29 protein-coding genes and 1 tRNA gene are annotated in these 25,648 nt (G+C 68.3%); 15 read left to right on the forward strand and 15 right to left on the reverse strand.

Going from position 1 to position 25,648, the window contains the following annotated elements; genetic code table 11:
- Positions 1–300: 300 nt before the first annotated feature.
- From AC0IY0_RS09720 to AC0IY0_RS09750, 7 genes are all read right to left on the reverse strand, one after another.
- Complete coding sequence (locus AC0IY0_RS09720) at positions 301–642, reverse strand: hypothetical protein (protein WP_471763694.1); 342 nt, start codon at positions 640–642, stop codon at positions 301–303.
- A gap of 391 nt (positions 643–1,033) precedes the next feature.
- Entirely contained in the window at positions 1,034–1,417 is a 384-nt protein-coding gene (locus tag AC0IY0_RS09725) for an SUF system Fe-S cluster assembly protein (RefSeq protein WP_147852895.1), read from the reverse strand.
- Between the two features lie 92 nt (positions 1,418–1,509).
- A complete protein-coding gene (locus AC0IY0_RS09730) occupies positions 1,510–2,754 on the reverse strand; it encodes a cysteine desulfurase (protein WP_471763695.1) in 1,245 nt (414 codons plus the stop codon).
- A 177-nt stretch (positions 2,755–2,931) separates the two neighbouring features.
- Positions 2,932–4,254, reverse strand: coding sequence for a SufB/SufD family protein (locus AC0IY0_RS09735; protein WP_419829543.1), 1,323 nt, complete (start codon positions 4,252–4,254; stop codon positions 2,932–2,934).
- A gap of 4 nt (positions 4,255–4,258) precedes the next feature.
- On the reverse strand, positions 4,259–5,011 hold the full coding sequence (sufC, locus tag AC0IY0_RS09740; protein ID WP_147852892.1) for a Fe-S cluster assembly ATPase SufC: 753 nt from the start codon (positions 5,009–5,011) through the stop codon (positions 4,259–4,261).
- A 194-nt stretch (positions 5,012–5,205) separates the two neighbouring features.
- Complete coding sequence (gene sufB / locus AC0IY0_RS09745) at positions 5,206–6,675, reverse strand: Fe-S cluster assembly protein SufB (protein WP_147905738.1); 1,470 nt, start codon at positions 6,673–6,675, stop codon at positions 5,206–5,208.
- Between the two features lie 70 nt (positions 6,676–6,745).
- Positions 6,746–7,915, reverse strand: a complete 1,170-nt coding sequence (locus tag AC0IY0_RS09750; protein WP_471763696.1) for a cysteine desulfurase family protein — start codon at positions 7,913–7,915, stop codon at positions 6,746–6,748.
- A gap of 274 nt (positions 7,916–8,189) precedes the next feature.
- Between AC0IY0_RS09750 and AC0IY0_RS09755 the strand changes: the two genes are divergently transcribed.
- From AC0IY0_RS09755 to AC0IY0_RS09765, 3 genes are all read left to right on the forward strand, one after another.
- A complete protein-coding gene (locus tag AC0IY0_RS09755) occupies positions 8,190–8,846 on the forward strand; it encodes an alpha/beta hydrolase (RefSeq protein ID WP_092045953.1) in 657 nt (218 codons plus the stop codon).
- An 86-nt stretch (positions 8,847–8,932) separates the two neighbouring features.
- Positions 8,933–9,319 (forward strand): response regulator, encoded by a 387-nt coding sequence (locus AC0IY0_RS09760; RefSeq protein ID WP_147852889.1) that lies wholly within the window; start codon positions 8,933–8,935, stop codon positions 9,317–9,319.
- 58 nt (positions 9,320–9,377) lie between these two features.
- On the forward strand, positions 9,378–10,670 hold the full coding sequence (locus tag AC0IY0_RS09765; protein WP_471763697.1) for an O-acetylhomoserine aminocarboxypropyltransferase/cysteine synthase family protein: 1,293 nt from the start codon (positions 9,378–9,380) through the stop codon (positions 10,668–10,670).
- Between the two features lie 46 nt (positions 10,671–10,716).
- Here AC0IY0_RS09765 and AC0IY0_RS09770 read toward each other — a convergent pair whose 3' ends face one another.
- The 6 genes from AC0IY0_RS09770 to AC0IY0_RS09795 form a co-directional block, all read right to left on the reverse strand.
- A complete protein-coding gene (locus AC0IY0_RS09770; RefSeq protein WP_147938079.1) occupies positions 10,717–11,886 on the reverse strand; it encodes an acetyl-CoA acetyltransferase in 1,170 nt (389 codons plus the stop codon).
- Positions 11,887–11,955: 69 nt separating this feature from the next.
- On the reverse strand, positions 11,956–13,674 hold the full coding sequence (locus tag AC0IY0_RS09775; RefSeq protein ID WP_471763698.1) for an IlvD/Edd family dehydratase: 1,719 nt from the start codon (positions 13,672–13,674) through the stop codon (positions 11,956–11,958).
- A 114-nt stretch (positions 13,675–13,788) separates the two neighbouring features.
- The gene (locus tag AC0IY0_RS09780; RefSeq protein ID WP_471763699.1) at positions 13,789–14,358 is read right to left on the reverse strand and encodes an NUDIX domain-containing protein; all 570 of its coding nucleotides are present in this window, start codon (positions 14,356–14,358) and stop codon (positions 13,789–13,791) included.
- A 177-nt stretch (positions 14,359–14,535) separates the two neighbouring features.
- Positions 14,536–14,610, reverse strand: a tRNA-Thr gene (locus AC0IY0_RS09785).
- 157 nt (positions 14,611–14,767) lie between these two features.
- Complete coding sequence (gene aroB / locus AC0IY0_RS09790; protein WP_471763700.1) at positions 14,768–15,913, reverse strand: 3-dehydroquinate synthase; 1,146 nt, start codon at positions 15,911–15,913, stop codon at positions 14,768–14,770.
- A 19-nt stretch (positions 15,914–15,932) separates the two neighbouring features.
- The gene (locus tag AC0IY0_RS09795; RefSeq protein WP_246692242.1) at positions 15,933–16,532 is read right to left on the reverse strand and encodes a shikimate kinase; all 600 of its coding nucleotides are present in this window, start codon (positions 16,530–16,532) and stop codon (positions 15,933–15,935) included.
- A 256-nt stretch (positions 16,533–16,788) separates the two neighbouring features.
- Between AC0IY0_RS09795 and AC0IY0_RS09800 the strand changes: the two genes are divergently transcribed.
- The 3 genes from AC0IY0_RS09800 (at position 16,789) to AC0IY0_RS09810 (ending at position 18,525) form a co-directional block, all read left to right on the forward strand.
- On the forward strand, positions 16,789–16,941 hold the full coding sequence (locus AC0IY0_RS09800) for a histidine kinase (RefSeq protein WP_147896272.1): 153 nt from the start codon (positions 16,789–16,791) through the stop codon (positions 16,939–16,941).
- Positions 16,938–17,879, forward strand: a complete 942-nt coding sequence (locus tag AC0IY0_RS09805; RefSeq protein ID WP_147896271.1) for a site-specific tyrosine recombinase XerD — start codon at positions 16,938–16,940, stop codon at positions 17,877–17,879. The genes AC0IY0_RS09800 and AC0IY0_RS09805 overlap by 4 nt, the downstream gene beginning before the upstream one ends.
- Before the next feature lie 124 nt (positions 17,880–18,003).
- Positions 18,004–18,525, forward strand: a complete 522-nt coding sequence (locus tag AC0IY0_RS09810) for a MarR family winged helix-turn-helix transcriptional regulator (RefSeq protein ID WP_187278325.1) — start codon at positions 18,004–18,006, stop codon at positions 18,523–18,525.
- A 109-nt stretch (positions 18,526–18,634) separates the two neighbouring features.
- Here the strand turns inward: AC0IY0_RS09810 and AC0IY0_RS09815 are convergent, their stop codons facing one another.
- Positions 18,635–19,000: a c-type cytochrome gene (locus AC0IY0_RS09815; protein ID WP_147905729.1), complete on the reverse strand. Its 366-nt coding sequence runs from the start codon at positions 18,998–19,000 to the stop codon at positions 18,635–18,637.
- 306 nt (positions 19,001–19,306) lie between these two features.
- Here AC0IY0_RS09815 and AC0IY0_RS09820 point away from each other — a divergent pair, with 306 nt between their 5' ends.
- Positions 19,307–19,528 (forward strand): hypothetical protein, encoded by a 222-nt coding sequence (locus tag AC0IY0_RS09820; RefSeq protein ID WP_471763701.1) that lies wholly within the window; start codon positions 19,307–19,309, stop codon positions 19,526–19,528.
- Positions 19,529–19,544: 16 nt separating this feature from the next.
- On the opposite strand, the gene AC0IY0_RS09825 is transcribed toward AC0IY0_RS09820, so the two are convergent.
- Entirely contained in the window at positions 19,545–20,561 is a 1,017-nt protein-coding gene (locus AC0IY0_RS09825) for an NAD-dependent epimerase (RefSeq protein WP_471763702.1), read from the reverse strand.
- A gap of 136 nt (positions 20,562–20,697) precedes the next feature.
- On the opposite strand from AC0IY0_RS09825, the gene AC0IY0_RS09830 reads away from it, so the two are divergent.
- The 8 genes from AC0IY0_RS09830 (at position 20,698) to AC0IY0_RS09865 (ending at position 25,586) form a co-directional block, all read left to right on the forward strand.
- On the forward strand, positions 20,698–20,931 hold the full coding sequence (locus AC0IY0_RS09830) for a hypothetical protein (protein ID WP_147938073.1): 234 nt from the start codon (positions 20,698–20,700) through the stop codon (positions 20,929–20,931).
- A gap of 165 nt (positions 20,932–21,096) precedes the next feature.
- A complete protein-coding gene (locus tag AC0IY0_RS09835; RefSeq protein ID WP_147905725.1) occupies positions 21,097–21,360 on the forward strand; it encodes a hypothetical protein in 264 nt (87 codons plus the stop codon).
- A gap of 84 nt (positions 21,361–21,444) precedes the next feature.
- Positions 21,445–21,702 carry a DUF6894 family protein gene (locus AC0IY0_RS09840; protein ID WP_147852874.1) on the forward strand — a complete coding sequence of 86 codons (258 nt, stop codon included), beginning with the start codon at positions 21,445–21,447 and terminating at the stop codon, positions 21,700–21,702.
- A gap of 58 nt (positions 21,703–21,760) precedes the next feature.
- Complete coding sequence (locus tag AC0IY0_RS09845) at positions 21,761–21,970, forward strand: Rmf/CrpP family protein (RefSeq protein ID WP_147852873.1); 210 nt, start codon at positions 21,761–21,763, stop codon at positions 21,968–21,970.
- Positions 21,970–23,289 (forward strand): MFS transporter, encoded by a 1,320-nt coding sequence (locus AC0IY0_RS09850; protein ID WP_471763703.1) that lies wholly within the window; start codon positions 21,970–21,972, stop codon positions 23,287–23,289. Before AC0IY0_RS09845 ends, AC0IY0_RS09850 begins: the two co-directional genes overlap by 1 nt.
- A gap of 97 nt (positions 23,290–23,386) precedes the next feature.
- Positions 23,387–24,859, forward strand: a complete 1,473-nt coding sequence (locus tag AC0IY0_RS09855) for an MDR family MFS transporter (protein WP_147938071.1) — start codon at positions 23,387–23,389, stop codon at positions 24,857–24,859.
- A gap of 146 nt (positions 24,860–25,005) precedes the next feature.
- Positions 25,006–25,287 (forward strand): type II toxin-antitoxin system ParD family antitoxin, encoded by a 282-nt coding sequence (locus tag AC0IY0_RS09860; RefSeq protein WP_147905722.1) that lies wholly within the window; start codon positions 25,006–25,008, stop codon positions 25,285–25,287.
- On the forward strand, positions 25,284–25,586 hold the full coding sequence (locus tag AC0IY0_RS09865) for a type II toxin-antitoxin system RelE/ParE family toxin (RefSeq protein ID WP_147852869.1): 303 nt from the start codon (positions 25,284–25,286) through the stop codon (positions 25,584–25,586). Before AC0IY0_RS09860 ends, AC0IY0_RS09865 begins: the two co-directional genes overlap by 4 nt.
- Positions 25,587–25,648 lie beyond the last annotated feature (62 nt).

Raw genomic sequence — 25,648 nt, forward strand, 5'->3', positions numbered from 1 at the left:
TCCTGTTGCCGCGCGATCGTGCGGCGGCGCACCGCTGGCCGGCCGAAGCCCCGTTAAGACGAACTCAACAGGCCGGATCGAACTTAACCTTATATCAACCTTACTAATTGGAAAGCGCGGTCCAATCCCTAACAGTTCCTGAAACGACTCGCGAAACAGTCGTTAATCAGACGATAATGCATCATCGGAACGGCGACGAACCGCACCAAGAGGACGGATCCACCATGAGCACTCGCTTCGAAGACCTGAAGTTCATGCTCCTCCTCAGCGCCGTCACGCTGCTCGGCAGCGGCCTGGACGTCATCCTGCGCTGATCGAGGCCGCCACCATCCCGCCCATCTCCGTCGAACCGTGTCTCGCGAAGGCGCGTCCCAAGGCTGACCGTGCCGCCGTTTCCTGAGGCCGCCCGTCACGGCGTTGCTGGGTAGCGACGGGGACATTCACGACACGGGGCGTGGGCGAAAACCATCGGTTCTGCGCGACCGGGGTGGGAACCGCCACCGAAGTCTGGCCGGAGAGAAGGAAACTGCGCAATTCGGCCACCCGCGCTTTCCGCTCCGTACGCATTGCGAACGCGGCCACGACGATACCGCTCAGCCCGGCCACTTCGAGCAGCACCGCGACCACGTAACCCGGACCCATTCGTCCCCACCATGTGCGATCGGCGACGCCGAATAAACCGGCGGCCACCTGCCCCAGTGGACACTCTTGGTTACTAAAATCTTAAACTCTACATCAATTGATAGATTGCCTGGCCGTTTCTGTGTTCGTTTCACAGTAGCTGTCGAATTGAAGCTCATCGGCCGGTCGAGCGCTGCTTCCATCGCGCCCGTCGGCGTGCAGGCCTATAGCGCGATCGACGCTCTCTCGACCCGGGCGGGTGGCCTTAATATTAGCCCTGCCCGTGGAAGTTGCTCGTGTCGTGGCCGATGCGAACGATTGAAACGTTTGGCACGGGTAAAGGGGCGCATGTGGAGCATGCGCCCTCCCGATAGCCGGCGTCGGTGTTGAGCGTCGGCCGTTCGGGGCTGCGCTACCACATATCCAGGGCGACGCGAGCCTCGTCCGACATCCGGCTCTGATCCCACGGCGGGTCGAACACCATCGTGACGGCGCACGATTGAATGCCCGGCACGGCGCTGACGGCGTTCTCGACCCAGCCCGGCATCTCACCGGCGACGGGACAGCCGGGAGCGGTCAGGGTCATGTCGATCGCGACCTTCCGGTCGTCGCCGATATCGACCTTGTAGATCAGGCCGAGCTCGTAGATGTCCGCCGGGATCTCCGGATCGTAGACGGATTTCAGCGCCGCGACGATGTCGTCGGTCAGCCGGTCCAGCTCGGCCGGCGGGATCGCCGATGCGGCTTCGACCGCGGGGGCGTTCGCGCCGCCGGTGATTGTGGCGTCGGTGCTCATGGTTTCACTCTCCCCCGGGCCCGTCCAGACGGCCCCGGTTTCCTCGCGGCACGCGCATCGTCCTCACGATCGTGTTCGGAACGCTGCGCCGATCAGGCGAACATCATCTCGGCTTTGCCGAGTGCCTCGGCAAGGGCATCGATCTCGGCCGGCGTCGTGTAAAGCCCGAACGAGGCCCTGCAGGTCGAGGTGACGCCGAAGCGCGTCAGCAGCGGCATAGCGCAATGCGTGCCGGCCCGCACCGCGACGCCCTGTCGGTCGATCACCGTGGCGATGTCGTGCGCGTGGGCGCCCTTCATCTCGAAGCTGACCACGCCGCCCTTGCCCTTGGCGGTGCCGATGATCCGCAGGGCGTTCATGGCGCCCAGGCGCTCGTGCGCGTAGCGCGTCAGCATCGCTTCGTGCGCCGCGATGTTCTCCCGGCCCAGGCCCAGCATGTATTCCAGCGCCGCCCCGAGCCCGACCGCCTCGACGATCGCCGGAGTACCGGCCTCGAAGCGGTGGGGCGGGTCGTTGTACGTGACCGTGTCCTGGCTGACGGCCCGAATCATCTCGCCGCCGCCCTGGTACGGGGGCAGGCGCTCCAGCCATTCCTTCTTGCCGTAGAGCACGCCGATGCCGGTGGGCCCGTAGACCTTGTGGCCGGTGAAGATGAAGAAGTCGCAGTCGAGCGCCCGCACGTCGATCGGCTGGTGGACGGCGCTCTGCGCGCCGTCGAGCAGCACCGGAACGCCGTGCGCATGCGCGATGCGGACGATTTCCTCCGCAGGCGTCACCGTACCCAGCACGTTCGACATGTGGGTGATCGCCACCATCTTGGTCCGCGGCGTGAACAGCTTCTCGTATTCCTCAAGGAGGAAGTTGCCGTCCTCGTCCACCGGCGCCCACTTGATCACGGCCCCGCGCCGCTCGCGCAGGAAGTGCCAGGGCACGATGTTGGAGTGGTGCTCCATGATCGACAGGATGATCTCGTCACCCTCTCCGATCAGCCCGGCCCAGCCCATGCTGGAGGCCACGAGGTTGTAGGCCTCGGTGGCGTTGCGGGTGAAGATGATCTCGTCGGTGGAGGCGGCGTTGAGGAACTGGCGCGTGGTCTCCCGGGCGCCCTCGAACCCCTCCGTGGCGGCGTTCGCCATGAAGTGCAGGCCGCGGTGAACGTTGGCGTAGCCGGTCTCCATGCAGGAGACCATCGCGTCGATGACCTGTCTGGGCTTCTGGGCCGAGGCCGCGTTGTCGAGATAGACCAGCGGCTTGCCGTAGACTGTCTGCGACAGGATCGGGAAGTCCTTGCGGACCGCCTCGACATCGTAGCCGGTGGTGAGGACGGGTGCGTTCATGGTCGCGACCTTCTGGGACCTCGAGTCCGTCCCATGGGCCACCTCGATCCGAGGGGCCGAAGCGAAGCGAAGGTCTCGAAGGAGGCCTCCGGAAAGGGCGTCGCGACCCCGATGACCCGCGAACGGGGCTCGGGATTCGCGGAGCCGGCCGATCCTGCGGGAGGACCGGCCGATCGTTCAAGCGCGTGCAGCGAGCCAGGCTTCGATCTCGCCGATCAGCGCTGCGCGGGCACCCTCGTGCGTGACCGATTCGATCGCCTCGCCGACGAAGGCCTGGACCAGGAGGCTCTCGGCCACCGAGCGCGGCAGGCCACGGGCCATCAGGTAGAACAGCAGGTCCTCGTCCGGGGCGCCACAGGTGGCACCATGGCCGCAGGCGACGTCGTCGGCGAAGATCTCCAGCTCCGGCTTGTTCATCATCTGCCCCTCGTCATTGAGGAGCAGGCAGTCCGACTTCATCTTGCCGTCGGTCTGCTGCGCAGCCTGCCGGACGATGATCTTGCCCTGGAATACCCCGGTGGCATCCCCGTCGATCACCGTCTTGAACATCTCGCGGCCGATGCCGCCCACGGCCGCGTGGTCGGCCAACAGGGTCGAGTCGGCCAGCTGCCCGTTGCCCAGCATCGCCGCGCCGTTGACCACGGCGTTCACGTTTTCACCGGCGACGTGCATGTAGATCTGGTGGCGCGACAGGACGGCACCGGTGACCAGGTTGACCGTCTCCAGCCGGGACTCGTCGTCGAGGCGCACGCTGATCGTCGAGAGTGCGATGGCGGCGTTACCCTCCCGGTTGAGCCGGGCATGGCGGAAGACGGCCTGCTTGCCGACCCGCACGTCGAGCGCATCGTTCGGCTGGTAGGTCAGGCCGTCCGGACCCTCGTGGCTCTCCAGCACGGTGATCTCGGCGCCGTCGCCGAGATCGACCAGGACCCGCGTCGCCGTGGAGAAACCCTCGGAGCCGCTGCCGATGAAGCGCAGATGCAGGGCCCGCTCGATCTTGGTACCGGGAGCGACCGAAATCAGCGCGCCGTCGGCCAGGAAGGCGGTGTTGAGCTGGTAGATCGGGTTCTCGCGAGCCTGCTCCACCGGCGCGAGCAGCCGGAGGCGGGTGTCGCTCTTGCCCATCGCATCGTTGAGCGGCGTTACGGTGAGGCCGGCCGGCAGCCCGTCGAGGTCCGACAGCGGACGGACGAGATGGCCGTTGACGAAGGTCAGATGCGCCGCGTCGAGGCCGGCAAAGCCCTTGGCGGATGCCGCGGCGGCCTGGGCGGCTTCCGCAGACGGGGCCTCGGCCGGCGGCACGGCCTCCTTCATGGCGGCGCGCAGGTCGGTGTACTTGAACGCCTCCACCCGCCGGCTGGGAAGGCCGGCGGCCTCGAAGAAGCGGAACGCCTCCTCGCGGGCGATCGCCTCTTCCGAGGCGAAGCCCTTGCGAGCAGCCTCGAACAGGCTCGACAGCCCGGTCTCGGCGCTGGTGCGCAGGTTCTGGATCTCGGCCATGGGCTTACGCGGCCTCGTTGGTGCGGTACTCGGCGTAGCCAGACGCCTCGAGTTCGAGCGCCAGTTCCTTGCCGCCGGTCTTCACGATCAGGCCCTTCGACATGACGTGCACGGTATCGGGCACGATGTGGTTGAGCAGGCGCTGGTAGTGGGTGATCACCAGGAACGAGCGGCCCTGGGCCCGGAGCGCGTTGACGCCCTCGGAGACGATGCGCAGGGCGTCGATGTCGAGGCCGGAATCGGTCTCGTCGAGCACGCAGAACTTCGGCTCGAGCAGCGCCATCTGGAGGATCTCCATGCGCTTCTTCTCACCGCCGGAGAAGCCGACGTTGAGGGCGCGCTTGAGCATCTCCTTGTTGATCTCGAGCTTGTCGGCGGCGGCGTTGACTTTGCGGATGAAGTCCGGCGTCGAAATCTCGCCCTCTCCGCGGGCGCGGCGCTGGGCGTTGAGGCAGGCCTTGAGGAAGGTCATGGTGCCGACGCCGGGAATCTCCAGCGGGTACTGGAACGCCAGGAAGACGCCGGCCGCGGCGCGCTCGTCGGCCGCCATCTCTAGCACGTTCTGCCCGTCGAGCAGGATCTCGCCGTCGAGGACCTCGTAGTCCTCCTTGCCGGCGATGACGTAGGACAGGGTCGACTTGCCCGACCCGTTCGGCCCCATGATCGCCGCGACCTCGCCGTCGTTCACGGTCAGGTTCAGGCCGTTCAGGATGCGGTTGTCCTCGATCTGCACGACGAGGTTCTTGATTTCCAGCATGTTAGTTCAAGTCCTATCGAACGGCGGATCGGGTTGATGCACCGACCGCGTGCCGTCAGTTCCTTATCGCCGTCACCGAGACGGCCATTTCGAAGGCCTTCATCTCCGGATGTGGCGCATGAACACCTTCGCGCAATCCGGTCGGCGACCGCGGGGATGCCGCGATCGCCATGGGTATCGACGCCCGTCGGACCTTAGCCGACCGAGCCTTCGAGGCTGATCGAGATCAGCTTCTGGGCCTCGACGGCGAACTCCATCGGAAGCTGCTGCAGCACGTCCCGGACGAAGCCGTTGACGATGAGCGCGGTCGCCTCCTCCTCGGAGAGGCCGCGCTGCAGGCAGTAGAACTTCTGGTCCTCGGAGATCTTCGAGGTGGTCGCCTCGTGCTCGAACACCGCGGACGCGTTCTTCGACTCGATGTAGGGCACGGTGTGCGCCCCGCACTGGTCGCCGATCAGCAGCGAGTCGCAGTTGGTGAAGTTGCGGGCGTTCTTGGCCTTCTTGTGGGCCGAGACCAAGCCCCGGTAGGTGTTCTGCGAACGCCCGGCGGAGATGCCCTTCGAGATGATCCGGCTGGTGGTGTTCTTGCCGAGGTGGATCATCTTGGTGCCGGAATCGACCTGCTGCATGCCGTTCGATACAGCGATCGAATAGAACTCGCCGCGGGATTCGTCGCCACGCAGGATACAGGACGGGTACTTCCAGGTGATCGCCGAGCCGGTCTCGACCTGGGTCCAGGAGATCTTGGAGCGGGCGCCGCGGCAATCACCGCGCTTGGTGACGAAGTTGTAGATGCCACCCTTACCTTCGTTGTCGCCCGGGTACCAGTTCTGGACCGTCGAGTACTTGATCTCGGCGTCGTCCAAAGCGACCAGCTCGACCACCGCGGCGTGGAGCTGGTTGTCGTCGCGCTTCGGGGCGGTGCAGCCCTCGAGGTACGAGACGTACGAGCCCTTGTCGGCGATGATCAGCGTGCGCTCGAACTGGCCGGTGTCGCGCTCGTTGATGCGGAAGTAGGTCGACAGCTCCATCGGGCAGCGGACGCCCGGCGGGATGTAGACGAACGAGCCGTCGGAGAAGACCGCAGAGTTCAGCGTCGCGAAGAAGTTGTCGGTCGAGGGCACCACCGTGCCCAGGTACTTCTTCACCAGCTCGGGATATTCCTGCACGGCCTCGGAAATCGGCATGAAGATCACGCCGGCCTTCGAGAGTTCCTTCTTGAAGGTCGTGGCCACCGAAACCGAATCGAACACGGCGTCGACTGCGACGCGGCGCTCCGGCGCGATGCCTTCCAGCACCTCGACCTCACGCAGCGGGATGCCGAGCTTCTCGTAGGTCTTCAGGATCTCCGGATCGATCTCGTCGAGCGACATCGCCGCCGGGCGCTTGGGCGCGGCGTAGTAGTAGATGTCGCTATAGTCGACCTTGTCGTACGCGACACGCGCCCACTCCGGCTCCTTCATGGTGAGCCAGCGGCGATAGGCGTCGAGGCGCCATTCGAGCAGCCATGCCGGCTCGTTCTTCTTGGCAGAGATGAAGCGCACGACGTCCTCGGAGATGCCCTTGGCGGACTTCTCCATCTCGATGGTGGTCTCGAACCCGTACTTGTACTGGTCGAGGTCGATCGAGCGGACCCGGTCGATTGTTTCCTGCACGGCAGGCATGAGCATCTCCTGGCAAGCCCGGTTTCAAGGACCGGGAAGCGTCTTTCGGAAAGCGTGGGACGCGGCTGATTCAGGCCGCGTACCCTCGCCGCTTATATAGGGGCTGCAAGACCCGTTCGAAGGCGTCGAGAAAGCATGACGCATCCTCGTCCACCGTGTTCCAGCCGAGGCTGACGCGCAGCGCGCCCCCGGCAAGCTCGGGCGCGACGCCCATCGCCGACAGTGTCGCCGAACGTGCGACTTTGCCCGACGAGCAGGCCGAGCCCGACGACACCGCCACGCCGGCGAGGTCGAAGGCGATCAGGGCGGCGGGCGCGTCGAGGCCCGGAACCGCGAAGCTCAGCGTGTTCGGTAGTCGCGGCGCGCCGGCCGCGAACACCACGGCCTCCGGGGCGCGGACGCGCAGGCCGGCTTCGATCCGGTCGCGCAAGCCGGCGAGGCGAACGCCCTCCGGCACGAGGGCTTCGGTCGCGATCCGGGCCGCCTCGCCCATACCAACGATCGCCGGCAGGCACTCGGTTCCGCAGCGCTGGCGCCGCTCCTGCCCGCCACCGCGGAGGAACGCCGCGTCCAGGGCGACATCGTCGGCCAGGATCATCGCGCCGACCCCCTTGGGGGCCGCGAATTTGTGCCCCGACAGCGTGAGCGCGTCGATTCCCAGGGTCGCCATGTCGAAGGCGACCTTGCCGACCGCCTGAACGGCATCGGTGTGGACCAGGGCCCGGCCATGCGCGCGGGCCAGGGCGACGACGTCGGACAGGGGCTGGATCGCGCCGGTCTCGTTGTTGGCCGCATGGACCGAGATCAGCACGCTCTCGTCCGCGAGCGCGCCGAGGCGTCGTTGGAGGACGAGGAGATCGATCACGCCCTCGGGTGTGACCGGTATTTCCTCGACCGCCCCATGAGAGAATCGGTGGCCTGCGGCAACGCAGGGGTGCTCGGTGGCGGAATGGAGCAGCCGCGTCGGCTTCGGCTGGCCGCGCCGGCCGAGGGCGCCGGACAGAACCGCATTCGCGGCCTCCGTCCCGCCGCTGGTGAACACCACCTGCGCCGGCCGGGCATTCACGAGGGCCGCGACCTGACCGCGGGCCGCTTCCAGCGCGGCGCGGGCAGCCCGGCCCTCTTGATGGATCGAGGACGGGTTGCCGGGCAGCATCAGCGCGCGCGCCACCGCTTCCGCCACGGCGGGGCGGACGGGGGCGGTCGCGTTGTGATCGAGATAGGCGCGGGCCCGGCTCATGCTGATTCCGTGTGGTCCCCTGCATACGGCGCGTGACAATTCCTTGCCCGCGGACCGGCTCGCCGTGCTAAGGCGCGCCGACAAATGAGATGTCGCCAACCGAACGGCTGGTGCAGAGAACTGGCACCGCGTGCCCGCTCACCTACATTAGAACAGTTCTAATCGCCTAGAACTGTTCTAAGAGCGTTTGTATGGTGTGCGTGCGGCGAGTCAAGGCTGCCTCTTCACTGCCCGAGATCGCGCGGCCGGCGACCGCTGAAACGAGAGTTGAACGATGCCTGAAGTCATCTTCACCGGCCCGGCCGGACGTCTGGAAGGCCGCTATCAGGCCCCCAAGAAGCGCGGCGCGCCGATTGCCATCGTCCTGCACCCGCACCCCCAGTTCGGGGGTACGATGAACAATCAAATTGTGTACAATCTTTTCTACACCTTCGCCAATCGCGGCTTTGCAGCCCTGCGTTTCAATTTTCGCGGGGTCGGCCGCAGCCAGGGCGCGTTCGACCACGGTTCGGGTGAGCTCTCCGACGCGGCCGCGGCCCTCGACTGGGTGCAGTCGGTCAACCCGGAGGCGAAGTCGTGCTGGATCGCCGGCGTGTCGTTCGGCGCCTGGATTGGCATGCAGCTGCTGATGCGGCGCCCCGAGATCGAGGGCTTCATCTCGATCGCCGCGATGGCCAACCGCTTCGACTTCACTTTCCTGGCCCCTTGCCCCTCCTCCGGCCTGTTCGTGCACGGCTCCGAGGATCGCGTCGCGCCGGCCCGGGACGTCATGCCGGTGATCGAGAAGGTGAAGGTGCAGAAGGGCGTGATCATCGAGCATCAGATGGTCGAGGGCGCCAACCACTTCTTCGACGGCAAGGTCGACGAACTGACTCAGACGGTGGACACTTACCTCGACAAGCGCCTGGGGAAGCGTGAGGAGGCCGCCTGACGCCGCAGGTCTCGCGCCTTGACGGGGGCAGGCCCGGGGAATACGGCGCGGGCTTCGAACGTCGCGACTGAACCTTTGCAGGTCTGATGACTGAAAGCTTGTCCGACCAACCCGTGGTGCTGCTGGTGGAGGATGACGGCCTCCTGCTCATGGAGGCGTCCGATACCCTGGCGGATGCCGGCTTCACCGTGCTGGAGGCCAGCCACGCCGACAAGGCGCTGAAGGTCCTGGAAAACCGCGACGATGTCGGCGTCCTGATGACGGATGTCGACATGCCGCAGGGCTCGATGGACGGGTTCGCCCTGGCCCGCCTCGTGGCGCATCGCTGGCCGACCATCCCCGTCCTCGTCGTATCCGGCATGGGCACCCCCGGCCCCAACGACATGCCGGAGGGGGCCCGCTTCATTCCGAAGCCCTACGAGCCCACGACCCTGGTCCGAACCCTGCAGGCCTTCATCCGTCGCGCGGCGTGAAGCCTCCTCCGGCTCGGGCGCGTCGACGATCCGGGCGCCGTACAGCCGACCGAGAGCCATGACGGATACCAGCCGACAGCACCGCTTCGCGACCCGGGCCATCCATGCCGGCGCGGCGCCCGATCCCGCCACCGGCGCGCGGGTCCAGCCGATCTACTTCACCAACGGCTTCGTGTTCGATTCCACCGAGCAGGCGGCGGACATCTTCGCGGGCCGCCGGTCCGGGTTCTCGTACTCGCGCGGGTCGAACCCAACGGTGGCCGCCCTGGAGCGCCGGGTCGCCGACCTGGAGGGCGCCAAGGCCGGCGTCGCGGTCTCCTCCGGGCAGTCGGCGATGATGCTGGTGCTGATGACCCTGATGAAGAGCGGCGACGCCTACGTGGCCTCGCCGCGGCTGTTCGGCGGCTCGCTGGGCCTGATGCGCCGACTCGACGGCCGCTACAACCTGAAGCCCCGCTTCGCCGCCGGCATGCGGCCGGAGGATTTCGAGGCGGCGATCACGCCGGAATGCCGGGCCATCTTCTGCGAGTCGATCGTGAACCCGTGCGCCTCGGTGGTGGACCTCGACGGGATCGCCGCGGTAGCCCGTCGCCACGGCCTGCCCCTCGTGGTCGACAACACCCTGGCCTCGCCGGCCCTGATCCGGCCGATCGAGCACGGTGCGGACATCGTCTGGCACTCGACCTCGAAGTTCTTGAGCGGTTCGGGCCAGACCATCGGCGGCATGATCTGCGATGCCGGCTCCTTCGACTGGACCCGGACCACTGGCTACAACCTGATCACCGACCCCTGGCCGGACTACGACGGCTTGGTCCTGACCAAGAGCTTCCCCGAGACGCCCTTCGCGGCGGCCTGCCGGTTCTTCGGCCTGCGCGATCTCGGCCCCGGTCTATCACCGATGAACGCCTTCCTGACCCTGATGGGCATCGAGACCCTGCCGTTGCGCATGGAACGCCACTGCGCCAACGCGCGGGCCGTGGCAGCCTTCCTGAAGGACCACCCGGCGGTGGCCTGGGTGAGCTATCCCGGACTGCCGGGGCAGATTGGGGAAGACCTCGTCCGGCGCTACACCCCGCAGGGACCGGGCTCGATCTTCACCTTCGCGCTTAAGGGCGGTGAGCCGGCGGCCCTGGCGTTCATCGCCGGGCTCGAACTGATCTCGCACCTAGTCAACATCGGCGAGATCAAGTCGCTGGCGATCCACCCGTCCTCGACGACGCACCGGCAATTGCCCGAGGGCGAGAAGGCCGCCGCGCAGGTCGGCCCCGAGACCGTGCGTCTCTCGATCGGCCTGGAGAACGAGGCCGACCTGATCGCCGACCTCAGCCAAGCCCTCGACAAGCTCGGCTGAGAGGGGATCGCTCCCCTCCCCTCTGTTGGCCCGATGTGGAGCGGTGCTACCGCCGCCGCTCCAGGATCGACACGTAGTTGGCCACCGCGGCCCCGCCCATGTTGAAGATCCCTGCCAGGTTCGCGCCTGGGACCTGCATCTCGCCCGCCTCGCCCATGAGCTGGAGGCAGGCCATCACGTGCATCGAGACGCCGGTGGCGCCGACCGGATGGCCTTTGGACTTCAGCCCGCCCGACGGATTGATCGGCAGCCTGCCGCCCTTCTCGGTCAGCCCCTCGCGGACGACGCGATAACCCTGGCCGGGTTCGGCCAGCCCCATCGCCTCGTACTCGATGAGTTCGGCGATGGTGAAGCAATCGTGCGTCTCCACGAACGACAGGTCGTCGTTGCCGATCCCGGCCTGCGCGCGCGCCTTCTCCCAGGCGAGCCGGGCGCCCTTGAACGCGGTCGGGTCCCGGCGGGACAGGGGGAGGATGTCGTTGACGTGCGCACGGGCGCGGAAGCCGACGGCGCGGGCCAACCCTTCCGCCGTCTCGGCATCGGCCACCACCAGGGCGGCGGCGCCGTCGGAGATCAGCGAGCAGTCGGTGCGCCGCAGCGGTGCCGCCACGTAGGGGTTCTTCTCGGAGACTTTGTTGCAGAACTCGAAGCCCAGGTCTTTCCTGAGCTGCGCGTAGGGGTTGCCTACACCGTTGCGGTGGTTCTTGGCGGCGATCCGGGCCAGTTCCTCGCTGCGGTCGCCGTAGCGCTGGAAGTAGCCGGCCGCGATCCGCCCGAACACGCCCGCGAAGCCGCCCTCGATGTCGGCCTCCTCTTTCCGGTAGGAGGCGCCGAGCAGGATGTCGCCGGTCTCGGCCACGGATTTCGCCGTCATCTTCTCGGCGCCGACCACCAGGGCGATCCGCCCGCGGCCGCTATCGACGAAATCGAGGGCCGCGTAGAGCGCCGCCGAACCGGTGGCGCAGGCGTTCTCCAGATGCGTCGCCGGTGCATGGGCGAGGCCCGGCCGAGTGAGCGCGACTTGCGACCCCTCGAAGCCCTGCTTCGAGAAGCCGGTGTTCATGACGCCCACATAGATCCCGTCGACCTGGGAATCCTCGACGCCGGCATGAGCCAACGCCTCGCCGGACACCCGCGCGATCAGGCCCTCGACATCCGGCTCCTCGAGCTTGCCGAACGGTGTATGGGCCCAGCCCACGATACAGGCGCGCGTCATGCTCTTCGACTCCTCCCGATCCTTCACCGAACGATGGCCCCGGCGTGCCCGGGGATCAAGCGGCCGGCCTCAGCCCGGCTCGCCCTCCCCGATCAGGAAGTCGAAGTCGCATCCCTCCGGCGCTTGCGTGACGGTGCGCCGGTAGAGTGCCTTGTAGCCACGCTTGGGAGCGGGCGGCGGTTGATGGCCGGCGAGGCGGCGGGCGATCTCGGCCTCGTCCACCAGCAGGTCGATCCGCTTGTCGCGGATCGACAGGCGGACCCGGTCGCCGTCGCGCACGGCTCCGAGCGGACCGCCGATGGCCGCCTCCGGGGCGATGTGCAGCACGATCGACCCGAAGGCGGTGCCGGACATCCGGGCGTCCGAGATCCGCACCATGTCTTTCACCCCCGCCCTGGCGAGTTTCTTGGGGATCGGCAGGTAGCCCGCCTCGGGCATGCCGGCGGCGTGCGGCCCGGCATTCTGCAGCACCAGCACATCCCCCGGCGCCACGTCGAGGTCCGGGTCGTCGATTCGGCGGCTCAGGTCTTCGAGGCCGGTGAACACCACCGCTCGCCCCTCGGATTCGAACAGCTCCGGCGTCGCGGCGGCGCGCTTGAAGATCGCTCCGTCCGGGGCCAGGTTGCCGCTGAGCGCCACTAGGCCGCCTACCGGCGAGACCGGATCGTCGAAGGCTCGGATCACCGCGCGGTCGACCCAGCCGGCCGGTTCGTCCAGACGCTCGGCCAGGGTGCGGCCCTCCACGTCCACGGTGTCGAGATGCAGGAGCGGGCGCAGCTCTCGCAGCAGCGCACCCATGCCGCCCGCGGCGTGGAAATCCTCCATGTAGCCCTCGCCCACGGGCTTCAGGTCGACCAGCACCGGGGTCTCGTCCGAGATTTCGTTGAAGCGCCCGGACGGGATGCGGATTCCGAGGCGCCCGGCGATGGCCGTGAGGTGCACGATGGCGTTGGTGGAGCCCGATACCGCCATCAGGACCCGGATCGCGTTCTCGACCGATTTCTGCGTGATGACCTGCGCCGGCGTGATCTTGGTCTGGATCAGCCGCACCGCGGCGCGTCCGGTCTCTTCGGCGGCCACCAGCCGGTCCGAATGCACGGCCGGGATCGCGGCGGTCCCGGGCAGCGACATGCCGAGCGCCTCGGCGATGCAGGCCATGGTCGAGGCCGTGCCCATCACCGCGCAGGTGCCGGCCGTGACCGAGAGCCGGCCCTCGACCTCGGCGATTTCCTCCGAATCCACCGTTCCGGCCCGGTACTTGGCCCAGAAGCCCCGGCAATCCGTGCAGGCGCCGAGCCGCTGGCCGCGATGACGGCCGGTGGACATCGGGCCGGTCACGACCTGGATCGCCGGCAGGCCGGCCGAGGCCGCCCCCATGAGCTGAGCCGGCACGGTCTTGTCGCAGCCGCCGATCAGGACCACCGCATCCATCGGCTGGGCCTGGATCATCTCCTCCGTGTCCATGGCCATGAGGTTGCGGTACATCATGCTGGTCGGGTTGAGGAAAACCTCTCCGAGCGACACGGTCGGGAACGGCAGCGGCAGGGCCCCGGCAGCCAGCACCCCGCGCGAGACCGCCTCGACCAGTTCCGGCATGCCGCGATGGCAGTTGTTGAACCCGGACGGCGTCATGGCGATGCCGACCACCGGCTTGTCGAGGAGCGTGCGCGAGATGCCCATGGACCGGGCGAAGGAGCGGCGCAGGTAGCGGGCGAAATCGCGGTCGCCGTAATTGGTCAGACCCCGGTCGAGGCCGTGGGGTTCGGCGGTGACGGCGTCTTCGCTCATCGCTTCGATTCCTGAGACGGGTTTCTACTCAGCGCAGGTGAAACGCGATCCAGGCGACCGCGCCGAATACCATGGCGGTGATCAACCATTGCGCGAATACGCGATAGCGGATTCTCACGCCGCGAAAAGCTCCGGATGGCGGGCGCGCAGCGCCAGGACCAGCGTCAACGTCTTGAGATCGGTGAGTTCGGCCCGGTCCGCCATCCCGGCGAGGTCAGCGAGCGGCATTTCCATAATCCGGATGTTCTCGTGCTCGCCCTCAGCGCCGCCGCCGTCCTCGGCGCGGTCGGCCTTGCCGTAGGGGGCGAGGTAGAGATGCAGCTTTTCGGTGGTCAAGCTGGCGCAGGAATAGGTCGCGCCGACGAATTCGAGCGCGTGCAGGCGCAAGCCGACCTCCTCCAGCACCTCCCGGCGGCCGTTCTCCTCCGGGCTGCCGTCGTCGATGAGGCCGGCCGGCGCCTCCAGTTGGACCTGCTCGCCGGCCGCGAACAGGGGTGGCACCCGCAGCTCCCGCACCAGCGTGGCGACCCGCCGCTCCGGATCGTAGGGTAGAACACCAACCGAATTGCCGTGATCCTCGATCTCGCGCTCGACCACGGCGCCGTCTGCGAGACGCACCTTGGCGATCCCGAATCGGCTCCAGCCCTCGTGGACGAACCGGACGTCCAGGATCTCGGCTTTCATGACGTATCCCCGCCCGTGGGCCGCCGCGCGGCACAGAAGGCCCTACACCAGGATGGGCAATCCGGTTCCGAAGAAGGTGCTGCGCATGTAACGCTCAGGCACGGCGGCTTTCGGCCGACACGCGCTCCGGCCGCTCGCGGCTCGACCTGGTTCGCTAGGGCTGTTTAGGGAGGAAAGTGGTGCCGGAGGAGGGATTTGAACCCCCGACCTTCGCTTTACGAAAGCGCTGCTCTACCACTGAGCTACACCGGCAACCGGCGAGATCGGCGCACCGATCTCGAACCTCTGCCCCGAGCGCCCCGAGGGCCGTTCGAGCCAGACCTCCGTGACGGTTTGCGCCGTCCCGGACGTGGCAGGCTCATAGCGGTCCGACCGGCGCAAGGCAAGGCCGATGGTCGGATGAAGACCCTCAGGCCTGACGATCGGCAGCCAGTTCGTCCAGCAGGAACGCCCGCACCTCCCCCCGGTCGATCCCTGGAGCGATGAAGCTCTGGCCGATGCCGCGGGCAAGGATGAAGGTCAGGGCGCCGTCGCGGACCTTCTTGTCTTGGGCCATCGCTTCGAGGATGGCGTCGGCGTCGCCGCATCCACCCGGAACCGCCTGGAGGCGGGTCGGCAGGCCGGCGAGCGTGAGGTGGTTGGCGACGCGGCCGGCATCCTGCCCGGCGCAGAGCCCGAGCCGGGCCGAGAACCGGAAGGCCAGGGCGAGACCGATCGCGACGCCCTCTCCATGGACCAGCCGAGCCGACTCGTAGCCCGTGAGCCGCTCCAGGGCGTGCCCGAACGTGTGTCCGAGGTTGAGCAGCGCGCGCTCGCCGTCCTCGCGTTCGTCCCGGGTCACCACGCTGGCCTTGGCCCGGCAGCATGCGGCCACGGCCTCGTCACGCTCCGGACCGCCCGCGAAAATCCCGCGCCAGTTGGCCTCGCACCAGTCGAAGAAGCCGGCATCGGCGATCAGCCCGTACTTGGCGACCTCGGCGTAGCCGGCACGCATCTCGCGCTCGGACAGGGTGTCGAGGGCCCCCGTGTCGGCCAGCACCAGGCGCGGCTGATGGAAGGCGCCGATCAGGTTCTTGCCGAGCGGCGCGTTGATCCCGGTCTTGCCGCCCACCGAGGAATCGACCTGGGCGAGCAGGCTGGTTGGGACCTGCACGAAGCGTACGCCCCGGCGCAGGGTGGCAGCCGCGAAACCGGCGAGATCCCCGACCACGCCGCCCCCGAGGGCGACCACGAGATCGCCGCGTTCGACCTTCAGCGCCAGCAGGCCGTCGCAGACCTGCGCGTAACCCGCGTAGGATTTCGAGCTTTCGCCGGGCGCCACCGTGACGAAACCCGCGTTCAGGCCCGCCCGCTCCAGGCTGTCGCGCAGCCGCTCGCCATAAAGCGCCCCGACATTCTCGTCGGTGACGATCGCCGCCCGCCGGCCCCCGAGGGCCGCCACCTGAGCGCCGGCCGTCTCGATCAGGCCACGCCCGATCAGGATGTCGTAGTCGCGCCCGGCATCGAGGGGCACGTGGACCGTCAGGGGAACCGGTTGGGTCGATGGCTCGGTCACGGACAGGCTCGCTTGGGCGTCACTGGGCGGCGATGGGGCGCGGGGCGGCGGCATTCATGTGGGCGTCCAGCGCCTCCAGCACGTCCTGGACGACCCGGTCGTGCGAGACCTCCCGGGAGATCACCACCACGTCGGCGGCCGCGTAGACCGGGTGGCGGACCGCCATCAGGTCGCGCATCGTCGCCTCGGGATCGTCGGTGTGGAGCAGGGGCCTGTTGCCGCGCTTGCGCACCCGCCGCATCAGCACGTCGAGATCGGCCTTCAACCAGACCGAGATGGCGGATTCCCGGATGCGCACCCGCGTCGCCTCGCGCAGGTAGGCGCCGCCGCCGGTGGCCAGCACGAGGGGGCCGGCACGCAGGAGGCGCGAGATCACGCGCTCTTCGCCGTCGCGGAAGCTCGGCTCGCCGTAGATCGCGAAGATATCGGGGATGGTCAGGCCGGCCGCCGCCTCGATCTCGCTGTCGGCATCCTTGAAGATCAGTCCGAGCCGACTGGCCAAGCGCCGGCCGACCGTGCTCTTGCCCGCCCCCATCAAGCCGACGAGCACGATCGAGCGCAGGCCCAGCGCCCGGCGCAGGCGCGCCTCGATCGGTTCCCCGACGTCCTCTTCGTTCATCGACGGCAGCATCGCATGATCGTGGCGTCTCCGGCTCCCTATCGCCGCCCCGTACGCGCCTCGCCGGGGGGCTTCCAATCCTGTGCCAGGCTCTTAGCGCGATTCAAGCGGCCTGCGAAACGCATCGCTGTGTCCTTCCAGGCCTTGTCAGCGCCGTGATCGCATGTTCGAAACCGAGCCTTCGTGACATTTCGGGGGAGATTTCCGCGCGCTCCCTCCCCGTCGACTGCGCTCGTCTGCCCGAGGTTCGACCGACGTGCCGACCCTGTTCCGTTTCTTCGCTACCCTCGCGATCCTGGCCGGCCTCGTCTTCGCGGCGATGTTCGCGCTGGCGAACTTCGTGGTGCCGACCCCCCGGGAGATGACCGTGACCATCCCGGCCTCGAAGCTCCAACCGGGCAGCCGTTGAGCGCGGCCGTCGCCGGCGGCGCGGCTCCGCCCCCGTCCCCGGAGGTCGCCGCCTATCTCGACATGCTGGCCGCCGAGCGCGGTGCCGGCGCCAACACGCTGGCCGCCTACAGGCGCGACCTCGACGATTACCTCGCCTATCTCAAGCGCGCGGGCATCCCTCTCGAAGAGGCCGACACCCACAGCCTCCGGGCCTTCGTCGCCGATCTGGAGACACGGGGGTTGATGGCGTCGTCGGCGGCGCGGCGCCTGTCGTGCGTGCGCGGCTTCCACAAGTTTCTCTACGCTGAGGGATACGCCGAAGCCGATCCGAGCGTCGCGGTCTCGGGGCCGCGCCGGGGCCGCACGCTCCCGAAAGTGCTGTCGATCGCCGAGGTGGACGGGCTTCTTGCCACCGCCCACGCGGCGGCATCCGCCGACGAGCAGCCCGGTCCGGCGCGCCGGGCCCGCCGGATGGTCTGCCTGCTCGAGCTTCTCTACGCGACGGGCCTGCGCGTCTCGGAACTCGTCGCCCTCCCGCGCACCGCGGGCGCCACCCGTGAGCGCTACCTGTTCATCAAGGGCAAGGGCGGCCGAGAACGGCTCGTCCCGCTGACGGAGGCGTCCAGGGCCGCGATGACCGCCCACCTCGCTGCGGTGCCGGAGGAGTCCCCCTGGCTGTTTCCCGCCGACAGCGACAGCGGCCACCTCACCCGGCAGGCCTTCGCCCGCGACCTCAAGGCCGTCGCGCTGGCCGCGGGCTTGCGCCCCGACCGCGTCAGCCCGCACGTCCTGCGCCACGCCTTCGCCAGTCATCTGCTGCAGAACGGGGCCGACCTACGCATCGTTCAGGAGTTGCTCGGCCACGCCGATATCTCGACGACGCAGATCTACACGCACGTCCTCGATGAACGCCTGAAAGCGATGGTACGAGATCTGCACCCGTTGATGGATGGCTGAACGTCGCAGAGGATCTGTGGCACGTCCGCGGTCCACGAGAATTGTACAGGTTTGACGAACTGACTAAGAGTGCCCTTCGGCATACCGGTACGATAGGCCGCCTTTACCAGAGAGAGTCCACCCCATGTCAGGCCCGACTGCTCCGCAGAGCGGCGCTGCGCCAACCACCAAGGCGGGTCAGGCGTCCGTCGACCAGCTATCGCAGCGGGACCGGCAGCGTCTCGACAACCAATTGTGCTTCGCGGTCTACGCCGCCGCGCACGCCTTCGGCCGTGCCTATCGCAACCTCCTCGGCCAGCACGAGCTGACATACCCGCAATATCTCGTCCTGCTGGTCCTGTGGGAAGAGGACGGCCTGTCGGTCAAGGAGATCGGCAACCGCCTGTTCCTCGATTCCGGGACCCTGACGCCGTTGCTCAAGCGCCTGGAAGCCTCCGGTCGCGTGCGGCGCGCTCGCGACCGGGCCGACGAGCGGCAGGTCAGCATCTTCCTCACGCCCGCCGGAGCCAAGCTGCGCGACGTGCTTGCCTGCCTCCCCGACGAGGCGGGTGACAGGACCGGGCTGAACGTGCAGGGGCGGAAGGACCTGCTGAACGATCTGGTGACCCTGCGGCTCGGGCTTCAAGCCGGGCTGATCCCGGAATAGCACGCCGTCTCGAGCCTCGATCCGCTCATCGGGCGGTCCTGAACGACGGAAGGCACCCGCGCGGCTGCGCGGATGCCTTCGTTTGGAGGTCAGACCTTGGAGCGAGGGCTCAGGACTGCGTCTTGAGGTAGGCGATCACGTCGTTGATCTTCTTGTCGTCGGGGTAGCCCTGGAAGATCATCTTGGTGCCGGGCACCTTGGTCTTCGGGTTCTTCAGCCACTCGTGAAGGTTGGCCTCGTCCCAGGTGATGCCGGAATTCTTCAGCGCGGCGGAGTAGTTGTAGCCCTCGTAGGTGCCGGCCTTGCGCCCGACGACGCCCTTCAGGTCCGGACCGACGCCGTTCTTCTGAAAGTTGTGGCAGGCCTTGCACGGGGCGAACGCCTTCTCGCCGGCAGCCGCGTCACCGGCCTCCTGGGCCTGCGCGGAGAACGGGAGCAAGGCAGCGAGAACGGCGCCGAGAATGAGTGAACGCATGGATTTCCTCCTTTTGGCCGCTGTCGCGGCAGCGTTTAAAGCAGAGCTTTCCTGCCTGGAACAGCTCTAAATGATTACACGCAGATGGTGCAACGGCCTAGCCTCGCGAGGTCGTCGTCCCGCCGCATGCGCTGGCGACCAAACCTTCAACGGCGGGGCCCGCCCTCGGCGGCCTGCGGCCGATGGAAGCTGGATCGGGATGGGGCGACAGCGCCCGGTGTCGGCTGGGCGGTTGCGCTCCGCTCGGGCGAAGTCATAGACAAGACCGGTCGCCTCGCGTCCTTCGCGGCGCCGGGAGTGCCCACGATGACCTTCCGCGTCCTGGCGATCTTTGTGACGCTCTGCGGTCTTGTCGGAATCGTGATCGCGCTCGTCGACGAGCCGGATCGCTTGTCGGTCGCGGTGGGCAAGCTCGGCGAGGGCGGCATGTGGACGGCGCTGGCCGCCTTCGTGGGGATCGCGGCCTTGCTCGGCCACCGGCGGCGCGACACGGGACGACCGCATCGACCTTCGGGACGTCGTCGCTGAGGCGCAGTCTCCCCGCTCAAAGTCCGTAGAAACCGCGATACCAGGCGGCGAAACGCGCGATGCCGAGATTCAGCGGTGTCGCCGGCCGGAAGCCGGTGTCGCGGGCGAGGTCGTCGATATCCGCGAAGGTGGCCGGCACGTCGCCGGGCTGCATCGGCAGCAGGATCGTCTCGGCCTTCCGTCCGAGCGCCTCTTCGAGAAGCGCGATCATCTGCATCAGCTCCACCGGCTCGTTGTTGCCGATGTTGTAGATCCGATACGGCGCCGCGCTGGTGCCCGGATCCGGATCGGCCCCGCTCCAGTCCGGGTTGGCCGCGGCCGGTCTTTCGGCCAGGGCGACGATCCCCTCGAGAATGTCGTCGATATAGGTGAAGTCGCGCCGCATCCGGCCCTCGTTGAACACCTGGATCGGTTCCCCGGCCAGGATCGCGCGGGCGAACAGGGACATCGCCATGTCCGGTCGGCCCCAGGGTCCGTACACGGTGAAGAAGCGCAGGCCGGTGGTTGGCAGCCGGTAGAGGTGGCTGTAGCTGTGGGCCATCAGCTCGTTGGCCTTCTTGGTGGCCGCGTAAAGGCTCACCGGATGGTCGACGTTCTGGTGGATCGAGAACGGCATCGTCGTGACCGCCCCGTAGACCGAGCTCGATGACGCGTAGAGCAGATGCTCGACGCCGCCGTGGCGGCAGGCCTCGAGGATATTGAGGAAGCCGACGAGGTTGCTCGCCGCGTAGGCCTGCGGGTTCGTCAGCGAGTAGCGCACGCCGGCCTGCGCGGCGAGGTGGACGACGGTTCGAAAGCCGTGCCGGACGAACAGCGCATCGAGGCCGGCCGTGTCGGTCAGGTCGAGGCGCGCGAAGCTGTAGCCCGGGAACGGATCGAGGCGCCGGAGCCGCGCCTCCTTCAGGCCGACATCGTAATAAGCGTTGACGTTATCGAGGCCCACGACCTCCCGGCCAGCCTCCAGGAATCGCAGCGCGAGCGCGTTGCCGATGAAGCCGGCGACGCCCGTGATCAGGACAGGGGGCAGGGACATGATCGGACGCCGAGGGCGGGCCGTCCCGCAGGGGTCGGCGCTCTCTATCACGGGCAGGCCGACGATTCACCCGCGCCGGCTTCCTCAATAGAGGTGTCTTGTGACGCGAGCCCGGCGGCGCCTATCCTTCCGATCCGTGACGACCCACCACAGACCACTGCCGGACAGCCTGACCCGCATTCTCGCTGCCCCTCCCGGCGGTGCGCGCGGCGCGGCGCGGTCATCCGCGGAGTCTCGCGCCGACGGACCTGGGCAGGTCTCGGCGCACCATGCGCTGGAATCCGCGCTCCTACGCGGCTTCGTCTACGTGACCTCGGGGCTGGTCTGGCTCCTCGTCCTCGGCCTGGTCGTGCGTCACGTCATGCGCTGAGCGCCGGACTGCCGGGTGGTGGCCTGTGGATATCGAACGACTCGCAATTGTTCGGCTTCGAAGACTGGTAAGTCCGCGGCCAAGTCGGGTATTGGGCGACGCGAGAGCGGGGCGCCGTGATCCCGGCCCATCGTACCGGGCGGGACTGTCGACAAGGATCGGACGATGTCTCTGACGGGGCGATTCTGGTTCCGCAAATCCTGGACGGGGCGACTCGTCCTGCTGGTCGAGGAGGTGCGGCCGCGCTGGTTCGGTCGTGGCGCCGGAAAGCCGCGCTGGCGCAACGCCCGACTGATGGACTTCGCGGAGCCCGAATTGCGGCCGCTGATGGCCATGGAGAAGCTCCACCGCACGGGGGGCGCCTCCGCCACCGTGCACACCCTCCGACCGGTCGCCGCCGCTCCGGCGCGGAGCGCCGCCAACGGCTGAGTCCGGTTGCTGATTGCGGCCGCCTCGATCCCCATCTGGTGCCTGCCGCCCCGCGGGGGCGGTCGACACCCGGGGTTGAAGGCCATGCCGCGCTACTTCTTCCACACGCAGATCGGCGACGACGTGATCACCGATGCGACCGGCGTCGCTCTGCGCGATCCGGATCAGGCCTGGGAGAAGGCCCAGGACACGATCCGTGCGGCCCTGGCCGAGGCCCGGGATCAGGCTAGGCTCCTGACCGCCTGCCTGGTGGTCACCGACGAAGCCGGCGACGTCGTTCTGGAATTCCCGTTCAGCGAGGTCGTATCGCTGCCGCCGGACGCGGATCCGACCCTGCATTGAGCGCCCCGCCCCGCGCGCCCTACATCGCGGCGGCCGCCACACGAGGAGCGCCGCCCGAATGGATTCGCCACCGAACGACCTCGACACGCATGCGCTCGGCAAGGCTGCGCCCGGAAAGGGTCTGGCCCGCGAGGCCTGCCCCTATGCCGAAGGCACCGAAGCCCGGGACCGCTGGCTTGCGGGCTACGACGAAGCCGTCTCCGATGGCGCCGAGCCGGTGACGGGGGGAATCGCCAAGCATCCGCCGGCCGGGGAGCCGACTCGCTGATGGATGCCACGACGCAGGTACACGCCGCCGCGCCGGCCCACCCCGCCCTCGACCGCAAGGCGGTCGGGGCCGTGGTGCTCGGCAACGCCCTCGAATTCTACGATTTCACGGTCTACGCGTTCTTCGCGAAACCGATCGGCGAAGCGTTCTTTCCGGCCACCGACCCGACGCACAGCCTGCTGGCGTCGCTCGCCCTGTTCGGCATCGGCTACGTGATGCGGCCGATCGGCGGCGTGCTGATCGGCGCCTTCGCGGATCGGGCCGGGCGAAAGCCGGCGATGCTGATCACCATCGCGCTGATGGCGCTCGGCATGCTGATGCTGGCCGCATGCCCGTCCTACGCGGCGATCGGCGGCTGGGCACAGGTGATCGTCATCGCGGGCCGTCTCATCCAGGGCCTCGCGCTCGGCGGCGAGGTCGGCCCGTCCACCGCCTACCTGCTCGAGGCGGCGCCGCCGGCCAAGCGAGGTTTCGTGACCAGCTGGCAGATCGCCAGCCAGGGCTGCGCGGCCCTGTTCGCCGGCATCATCGCGACCATCCTGGCCCTCGTGGTCGGCGATCAGGCGATGTCGGCCTGGGGCTGGCGGCTGATGTTCGCGCTCGGCCTCTGCGTCGTTCCGGTCGGCTTGGTGATCCGCAGCCACCTGCCCGAGACCGCCGGCGCCGAGGAGGATCCCCACGCTGCCCCCTCGACCCTCTCGGTGGTCGGGCGTCTCCTGCGCGAGCACGGCCGCCTGCTGGGCCTGACCTTCCTGGTCATCGCTGCCTCCACGGTGTCGAACGCCGTCGGCACCAACATGCCGGTCTATGCCGGCGCGACCCTGGGCCTGAGCGAGACCGCCGCGACCGCGGTGCCGATCGCGCTGGGTCTCGCCTCGGTGATCTTCCCGCTGCTGGGCGGCTGGCTGGCGGACCGGGTCGGACGGCGCCCGGTGATGATCTGGCCGCGGGCGCTCATCCTGATCCTGGCGGTCCCGGCCTTCGCCTGGGTGGTGCGATCCCCGAGCGCCATGAGCGTCTACGCCGTGACCTTCCTGCTCTCGGCCCTCTCCTCCATCAACGCCGCGGCGGTGATCGTCGGGATTCCGGAGGCGCTGCCGCGGGCGGTGCGCAGCGCCGGGCTGTCGATCGTTTACGCGCTCTCGGTCTCGGTCTTCGGCGGCAGCACCAACTACGTGATCAACTGGCTGATCGCCGCCACCGGCGACCGGCTCGCCCCGGCCTATTACCTGGCGGCCTTCAGCTTGGTCGGGACGATTGCGGCCTTCCTGCTGCCCGAGACCCGCGGCCGGGACCTGGACGCCGACGTGGAAGCGTAGCCGCGGATGTGCGCTCCCGCACGGCCCGGAAGCGGGGCCGCGCGGGAGCCCGTCTTCGGCGCTAGGTCTCGGCCGGAGCCGGGCCTAGACCGCGCCCATGCCCAGTCCTTCCGAGACGCGCCGCCCGCTGGTCCTCGCCGCGGTGATGGCGGCGATGTTCATGATCGCCATCGAGGCGACCATCGTCTCGACCGCGATGCCGCAGATCGCCGGCCAGCTTGGCGACCTCCATCTGTATGCCTGGGTGTTCGGCTCGTTCCTGCTGACCCAGACCGCCACCACGGTGGTGTTCGGCAAGCTGTCCGACCTTTACGGGCGCCGCCCGGTCCTACTGTTCGGCATCGCCGTGTTCCTGGCCGGCTCGCTGCTGTGCGGGCTCGCCTGGTCGATGCCGTCGCTGATCCTGTTCCGCCTCGTCCAGGGCGTCGGGGCCGGCGCGATCCAGCCGGTGAGCCTGACGGTCATCGGCGATCTCTATCCGGCCCGGGAACGCGGCAAGGTCCAGGGTTATCTCGCGAGCGTGTGGGGCATCTCGTCGGTGGCGGGCCCCCTGGTCGGCGGCTTGATCATCGGCCATCTGAGCTGGCCGTGGATCTTCTGGATCAACCTGCCCGTGGGGCTCGTCGCGGCGAGCCTGTTCCTGGTCTACCTGCGGGAAAGCGTCGAGCGGCGCAGCCGGCCGATCGACGCGTTGGGTGCCGCCCTGTTCACCGCGGCCATCGCCGCGCTGATGATGGCGCTGACGGAGGCCGGCACGTCGGCTTCGGCGGCCCTGTGGCCGGCACTCGGCTTTGCGGTGGCGGCCATCCTGTTCGTGCTCCAGGAGCGCCGCGCCGCCGACCCGATGCTCGATGTCCGCCTGTGGATGCAGCGCCCGATTGCGACCACCAACGCCGCGACGCTGCTCTCCGGCATGACCGTGATCGGGCTCACCGCGTTCCTGCCGATGTACGTCCAGGGCGTCCTTCGGCAGTCGCCCCTGATCGCCGGATTGACCCTCACGCTGATGGTGCTCGGCTGGCCGATCGGGGCCACCACGGCAGCCCGCAACTTCGTGCGCTTCGGCCTGCGCCCGACGCTGCTGGTCGGCGCGACGCTGCTGCCGCTGGGTGCCACCGCGTTCGTCGCCCTGGGTTCGGAGTCCTCGCCGATCGTGGCCGCCTGCGGCTCGATCGTGATGGGGCTCGGCATGGGCTTCCTGTCCACCGCCGCCATCGTGATCATCCAGGACAGCGTGGCCTGGGCGCAGCGCGGCGCCGCCACCGCGTCGAACATCTTCGCGCGCAACCTCGGCTCGACCCTGGGTGCCACGGCGCTCGGCGCGGTGCTGAACTACCGGCTGGCCCATCCGGCAGACGGCTCACCGGTCGATTCCGGCCAGCTCCGGAGCCTCCTGGAGGATCCGGGCAGCCTCGGCGCCGGCGGCGACGCCATCCGGCACGGACTCCAGCATGCCCTCCACGGCACGTTCTGGACGGTCTTCGCGGTGGCTCTGCTGACCCTGGTGCTGGCGCTGTTCGTGCCGCGGATCACGATCTCGGACGCGCCGCGCGAACTGGCCGTGGAATAGGGATCCGACGCGTTGCCGCGACCGGCGCTCAGCCCGACATCGCGTGGATGGGCGTCTCCGGCACGACCAGCTGAAGACGCTTCAGAGGTTGCGGCGTGTCCCGAAGATGGTATGATACTTTCATACCCATCGACGCGAGAATCCGCATGGCTGCGTCCGAGAAGCGAACCTTCAGCCTTCCTGCCGAGCAGGCCGCGTTCATCGATGCACAGGTCAAGACCGGTGCGTTTGCTAGCGCCAGCGAGGTGGTGCGGGCCGGATTGCGTGCCCTTCAGGAGCGTGACGCCGCCGTCGAGCGCTGGCTGCGCGAGGAAGTGGTTGCGACCTACGACGCGATGAGAGCGCATCCCGAGCGCGCCATCTCGTCGGAGGGCATGGCCGAGCGGATGCGCCTTCGTCATGAAGCGCGGATTCGGCCTGGGACGTGAAGCGGCGGAGCATTATCTACGCGCCTGCTGCCGGTGACGACCTCGATTGGATCTACGACACCATCGCGCAGGCCGGCACGCCCGCCATTGCGTCGGGCTTCGAACAGAGCATCCGTGCGTTCTGCGAGGGGCTTGAATACGGCGCCGAGCGCGGGACCTTGCACAGCGAACTTCGCCCAGGCCTGCGCACGATCGGCTTCGCGCGGCGTGTCACGGTTGCTTTCACGGTCGAGGATCGCCGCGTCGTGATCCTGCGCATTTTCTACGGCGGCCGCGATTGGGAAGCGGATTTCGGCTGACCGGAGATGCCACCGGCAAAAGGCGCCGCGCGCCGCAGCCCCGCCCAAGCGTCGGATTCGAC

Source organism: Methylobacterium sp. AC315 (assembly GCF_979253755.1).

Excerpts from the sequence above, each read along its gene's own strand:
- AC0IY0_RS09720 (WP_471763694.1), bottom strand. The coding sequence starts at position 642 with ATGGGTCCGGGTTACGTGGTCGCGGTGCTGCTCGAAGTGGCCGGGCTG.
- AC0IY0_RS09725 (WP_147852895.1), bottom strand. The coding sequence starts at position 1,417 with ATGAGCACCGACGCCACAATCACCGGCGGCGCGAACGCCCCCGCGGTC.
- AC0IY0_RS09730 (WP_471763695.1), bottom strand. The coding sequence starts at position 2,754 with ATGAACGCACCCGTCCTCACCACCGGCTACGATGTCGAGGCGGTCCGC.
- AC0IY0_RS09735 (WP_419829543.1), bottom strand. The coding sequence starts at position 4,254 with ATGGCCGAGATCCAGAACCTGCGCACCAGCGCCGAGACCGGGCTGTCG.
- sufC (WP_147852892.1), bottom strand. The coding sequence starts at position 5,011 with ATGCTGGAAATCAAGAACCTCGTCGTGCAGATCGAGGACAACCGCATC.
- sufB (WP_147905738.1), bottom strand. The coding sequence starts at position 6,675 with ATGCCTGCCGTGCAGGAAACAATCGACCGGGTCCGCTCGATCGACCTC.
- AC0IY0_RS09750 (WP_471763696.1), bottom strand. The coding sequence starts at position 7,915 with ATGAGCCGGGCCCGCGCCTATCTCGATCACAACGCGACCGCCCCCGTC.
- AC0IY0_RS09755 (WP_092045953.1), top strand. The coding sequence starts at position 8,190 with ATGCCTGAAGTCATCTTCACCGGCCCGGCCGGACGTCTGGAAGGCCGC.
- AC0IY0_RS09760 (WP_147852889.1), top strand. The coding sequence starts at position 8,933 with ATGACTGAAAGCTTGTCCGACCAACCCGTGGTGCTGCTGGTGGAGGAT.
- AC0IY0_RS09765 (WP_471763697.1), top strand. The coding sequence starts at position 9,378 with ATGACGGATACCAGCCGACAGCACCGCTTCGCGACCCGGGCCATCCAT.
- AC0IY0_RS09770 (WP_147938079.1), bottom strand. The coding sequence starts at position 11,886 with ATGACGCGCGCCTGTATCGTGGGCTGGGCCCATACACCGTTCGGCAAG.
- AC0IY0_RS09775 (WP_471763698.1), bottom strand. The coding sequence starts at position 13,674 with ATGAGCGAAGACGCCGTCACCGCCGAACCCCACGGCCTCGACCGGGGT.
- AC0IY0_RS09780 (WP_471763699.1), bottom strand. The coding sequence starts at position 14,358 with ATGAAAGCCGAGATCCTGGACGTCCGGTTCGTCCACGAGGGCTGGAGC.
- AC0IY0_RS09795 (WP_246692242.1), bottom strand. The coding sequence starts at position 16,532 with ATGAACGAAGAGGACGTCGGGGAACCGATCGAGGCGCGCCTGCGCCGG.
- AC0IY0_RS09810 (WP_187278325.1), top strand. The coding sequence starts at position 18,004 with ATGTCAGGCCCGACTGCTCCGCAGAGCGGCGCTGCGCCAACCACCAAG.
- AC0IY0_RS09815 (WP_147905729.1), bottom strand. The coding sequence starts at position 19,000 with ATGCGTTCACTCATTCTCGGCGCCGTTCTCGCTGCCTTGCTCCCGTTC.
- AC0IY0_RS09820 (WP_471763701.1), top strand. The coding sequence starts at position 19,307 with ATGACCTTCCGCGTCCTGGCGATCTTTGTGACGCTCTGCGGTCTTGTC.
- AC0IY0_RS09825 (WP_471763702.1), bottom strand. The coding sequence starts at position 20,561 with ATGTCCCTGCCCCCTGTCCTGATCACGGGCGTCGCCGGCTTCATCGGC.
- AC0IY0_RS09835 (WP_147905725.1), top strand. The coding sequence starts at position 21,097 with ATGTCTCTGACGGGGCGATTCTGGTTCCGCAAATCCTGGACGGGGCGA.
- AC0IY0_RS09840 (WP_147852874.1), top strand. The coding sequence starts at position 21,445 with ATGCCGCGCTACTTCTTCCACACGCAGATCGGCGACGACGTGATCACC.
- AC0IY0_RS09845 (WP_147852873.1), top strand. The coding sequence starts at position 21,761 with ATGGATTCGCCACCGAACGACCTCGACACGCATGCGCTCGGCAAGGCT.
- AC0IY0_RS09850 (WP_471763703.1), top strand. The coding sequence starts at position 21,970 with ATGGATGCCACGACGCAGGTACACGCCGCCGCGCCGGCCCACCCCGCC.
- AC0IY0_RS09855 (WP_147938071.1), top strand. The coding sequence starts at position 23,387 with ATGCCCAGTCCTTCCGAGACGCGCCGCCCGCTGGTCCTCGCCGCGGTG.
- AC0IY0_RS09860 (WP_147905722.1), top strand. The coding sequence starts at position 25,006 with ATGGCTGCGTCCGAGAAGCGAACCTTCAGCCTTCCTGCCGAGCAGGCC.